Genomic DNA, 3,507 nt, shown 5'->3' on the forward strand with positions numbered 1-3,507 from the left:
CGCGATCCGCCAACGCCTGCCCGGTCTGCGCGCCGAAGAACATCACCTCGGTCGGCACGCCGCGGGCGCGGGCGGCCTCGGCGGTGCCTAGGGTGGGCTCGATCCCCACCACTGGCACGCCCATGGCCACGAAGTGCTGCAGCAGGTACCCGTCGTTGCTCGCCACCTCGACGACCAGGGAGTCCGGCCCCAGGCCGAAGCGCTGCGCCATCGCCACCGCATAGCGGCGCGCGTGCTCGACCCAACTCGCGGAATAGGAGGAAAAGTAAGCGTAGCCCTCGTCGAAGATCTCGTCGGCGGCGACCGGGTCGTCCACCTGCACCAGGAAGCAGCGCGAGCAGACGCGGGCGTGCAGCGGAAAGGCGCGCTCGGTCCCCGCCTCGAGCTGCTCGCGGGTCAGATTGCTGTTGGCGAGCGGCTGGTCGCCGAGGTCCAGGAAGGTCTCGGTCAGGGGGGCGCGGCAGAAGCGGCAGAGGGGCGTCATCGCCCGCCCTCGTAAAGCGCGATCTGCTCCTCGCATAGGGCGCGCGCGTCCTCGCCGGCGCCCTGACGGCGGTACCAGTTCATGGTCAGCTGCACCGCCGCGCCGCCTTCGAAGCGGCTCTCGAAGCCGAGTCGCTCGCGGGCCAGGCTCGTGTCGACCGCCAGCGCCTTGGCCTCCAGCGAGGCCGGATCAGGCTCGTGGATCCAGGGCTTTGCGCCGAGCGCCTCCACCGCCAGGCTCGCCAGCTCGCCGACGGTGACCTGCGGCCCTTCCGGGCGGGGGCCGAAGTTGACCGCTCTGGGCGTAGCCGGATCGCCCGCCAGCCGCTCCAGCAGCACGAAGTAGCCCGCCAGGCAGTCCAGCACGTGCTGCCAGGGCCGGGTGGCCTCGGGGTGGCGCAGCACCACCGCCTCGCCCGCCCGGGCGGCGCGGACGATGTCTGCGACCAGCCGATCGCGGGAGAAGTCGCCGCCGCCGATGACGTTGCCGCCGCGGGCCGTGCCCACCGCCACGCCGGCCCGCTCGAAATAGCTGCGGGCGAAGCTGGCGGTGACGATCTCCGCGGCCGCCTTGGAGGCCGAGTAGGGATCCTTGCCGCCCAGGCAGTCGGCCTCGGCGAACGCCCGGCCCGAGTCGTTGTTGGCGTAGACCTTGTCGGACGTGACCACGAGCGCCGCCTTCAGCGCCGGCTGGGCGCGCAGCGCCTGCAGCAGGTGGGCCGTGCCCATCACGTTGGCGGCGAACGCCCCGATCGGATCCTCGATCGCGGCCCGGACGATCGGCTGGGCGGCCATGTGCAGCACGAGGTCGAAGGCTTCGGCCGAGACAGCGGCCCCGACGGCGCCGGCGTCGCGCAGGTCGAGGATGTGCGAGCGGACCAGCCCCTCGACGCCCGCCAGATCGAACAGGCTGGGCGTCTGGTCCGGGGCCAGCGCCAGGCCGGTGACCTCGGCGCCCATCCGGCTGAGCCAGATCGCCGCCCATCCGCCCTTGAAGCCGGTGTGGCCGGTGAGAAGGACCTTCTTCCCGCGCCAGAAGCCGGGATCGGGCGTGCTCATCGCCAGACGCGCCACGGCGCCTTGCCCGTGGCCCACATGGCCTCGAGCTGGTTCTTCTCACGCAGGGTGTCCATCGGCGCCCAGAAGCCGTCGTGGCGATAGGCCATCAGCTGGCCGTCGCGGGCCAGGCCCTGCAGCGGCTCCAGCTCCCAGGAGGTGGCGTCGCCCTCGATCCGGTCCAGCACCCGCGGGTGCAGCACGAAGAAGCCGCCGTTGATCAGGGCGTTGTCGCCGGGCGGCTTCTCCATGAAGCGCTCGACCTGCTCGCCGTGGATCTCCATGGCGCCGAACCGGCCCGGGGGCGCCACCGCGGTGACCGTGGCGTCCTTCCCGTGGCTCTTGTGGAAGTCCAGCAGGCCCTTCAGGTCGACGTCGGAGACGCCGTCCGAATAGGTGCAGAAGAACGGCTCGTCGGGCGCCAGGTAGTCGCGCACCCGCTTCAGCCGCCCGCCGGTCATGGTCTCCTCGCCGGTCTCCACCAGGGTGACGCGCCAGGGCTCGTGGTGGCGGGCGTGGTACTCGATCGTACCCTTGTCGAGATCGACGGTCAGGTCCGCGTTGTGGAGCACGTAGTTGGCGAAGTACTCCTTGATGACATAGCCCTTGTAGCCCAGGCAGACGACGAACTCGTTGAAGCCGTGGTGGGCGTAGAGCTTCATGATGTGCCAGAGGAGCGGACGGCCGCCGACCTCGATCATCGTCTTGGGCTTGAGGTGGCTTTCCTCGGAGATGCGAGTTCCCAGGCCGCCGGCCAGGATCACCGTCTTCATCAATCCGCCTTCCAGAGGGGGACTCACCCCGCGTCGAGCCCTCTTAGCGGCTTAGCGCCGGAACCGGAAACCGTGAAGGGCGGGGCTTGCGCCGGGGCCGGCCGCGCGGGATGTGAGCGCCCATGGCGCACCAGCCCCTCGTCAATTTCCTGATCGCCGGCGTCCAGAAGGGCGGCACCACCGCCCTGTTCGACTATCTCAGCGACTATCCGGACATCGCCCTGCCCTCGGAGAAGGAGCTGCACTTCTTCGACGATGACGCGCGGGACTGGGCGCAGCCGGACTACGCCGACTATCACGCGCACTTCCCCGCGCCCGACGGCCGCCCCTCCGGGGAGGCGACGCCGATCTACGCCTACTGGCCGGGCGCCCTGGAGCGGATCGCCGCCTACAATCCCGAGATGAAGCTGATCTTCGCCCTGCGCGATCCCGTCGAGCGGGCCTGGTCCCACTGGCGCATGGAGCACGCGCGCGGCTACGAGACCCGCCCGTTCGGCTGGTGCATCCGGGAAGGGCGCGAGCGGCTGGCCGACGCGCCGCCGCAGCTTCGCCGTGTCTATTCCTACGTGGAGCGGGGCTTCTACGGCGCGCAGCTGGAGCGGGTTTTCGCCCTATTCCCGAAGCATCAGGTGCTGGTGCTGAAGTCCGAAGACCTGCGCCGCGAGCCCGGCCCCGTGCTGGGCAGGGTTCGCACCTTCCTGGACCTGCCGCCGGCGCCCGCGCCGGCGCCGCGGGAGTCCCACATCGGACCGCAGTCCGGTGAGCTGGCGGCCGAGGACATCGCCTGCCTGCGCGAGGTCTACCAGGCGGACTCGGCGCGGCTGGAAACCCTGACCGGGATCCGGTTTCCCTAGACTGCCTTGAAGGAGGATCACGATGGCCGCCATGACGCCCTCCATCCAGCTGTTCCGCATCTCCCTCGCAGCCCTCCTGCTGGGCTGTTCCCCGGCCGCTTCGAACGAGGCGCCTGCGCCAGAACGCGCCGCAACCGACGCAGCCGCGACCGCGCCGGCGACGACTGACGGCGGCTTCAAGCTGGTCTTCCCCGTCGCCTGCAAGGTCGGCGAGAGCTGCGAGGTGCAGAACTACGTCGACCGCGACCCTGGCCCCGGCGTGAAGGACTACCGGTGCCTCAGCCGCACCTACGCCGACCACGGCGGCGTCGACATCCGCCTGCCGGACCTGGCAGCACAGA

The 3,507-nt window shown here is 70.7% G+C and carries 3 protein-coding genes and 2 pseudogenes; 2 read left to right on the top strand and 3 right to left on the bottom strand.

Features of this window, described 5'->3' with window-relative positions:
- The 3 genes and pseudogenes from VHK87_RS01880 to rfbF all read right to left on the bottom strand — a co-directional run.
- Positions 1 to 484 (bottom strand): annotated as a pseudogene (locus tag VHK87_RS01880) (SAM-dependent methyltransferase); the annotation flags it as partial.
- Positions 481 to 1,557, bottom strand: coding sequence for a CDP-glucose 4,6-dehydratase (gene rfbG / locus VHK87_RS01885; RefSeq protein WP_329633199.1), 1,077 nt, complete (start codon positions 1,555 to 1,557; stop codon positions 481 to 483). The pseudogene VHK87_RS01880 and the gene rfbG, both read right to left, overlap by 4 nt.
- Positions 1,539 to 2,312 (bottom strand): glucose-1-phosphate cytidylyltransferase, encoded by a 774-nt coding sequence (gene rfbF / locus VHK87_RS01890; protein WP_329633200.1) that lies wholly within the window; start codon positions 2,310 to 2,312, stop codon positions 1,539 to 1,541. The genes rfbG and rfbF overlap by 19 nt, the downstream gene beginning before the upstream one ends.
- A gap of 122 nt (positions 2,313 to 2,434) precedes the next feature.
- On the opposite strand from rfbF, the gene VHK87_RS01895 reads away from it, so the two are divergent.
- Both VHK87_RS01895 and VHK87_RS01900 read left to right on the top strand, forming a co-directional pair.
- A complete protein-coding gene (locus VHK87_RS01895; protein ID WP_329633201.1) occupies positions 2,435 to 3,166 on the top strand; it encodes a sulfotransferase family protein in 732 nt (243 codons plus the stop codon).
- Positions 3,167 to 3,188: 22 nt separating this feature from the next.
- Positions 3,189 to 3,507, top strand: a pseudogene (locus VHK87_RS01900) (M23 family peptidase); the annotation flags it as partial.

It is taken from the genome of Phenylobacterium sp. (assembly GCF_036263695.1).
Lineage (GTDB): Bacteria > Pseudomonadota > Alphaproteobacteria > Caulobacterales > Caulobacteraceae > Phenylobacterium.

Coding starts and splice junctions, on each gene's coding strand:
- rfbF (WP_329633200.1), bottom strand. CDS start 2,312: ATGAAGACGGTGATCCTGGCCGGCGGCCTGGGAACTCGCATCTCCGAG.
- VHK87_RS01895 (WP_329633201.1), top strand. CDS start 2,435: ATGGCGCACCAGCCCCTCGTCAATTTCCTGATCGCCGGCGTCCAGAAG.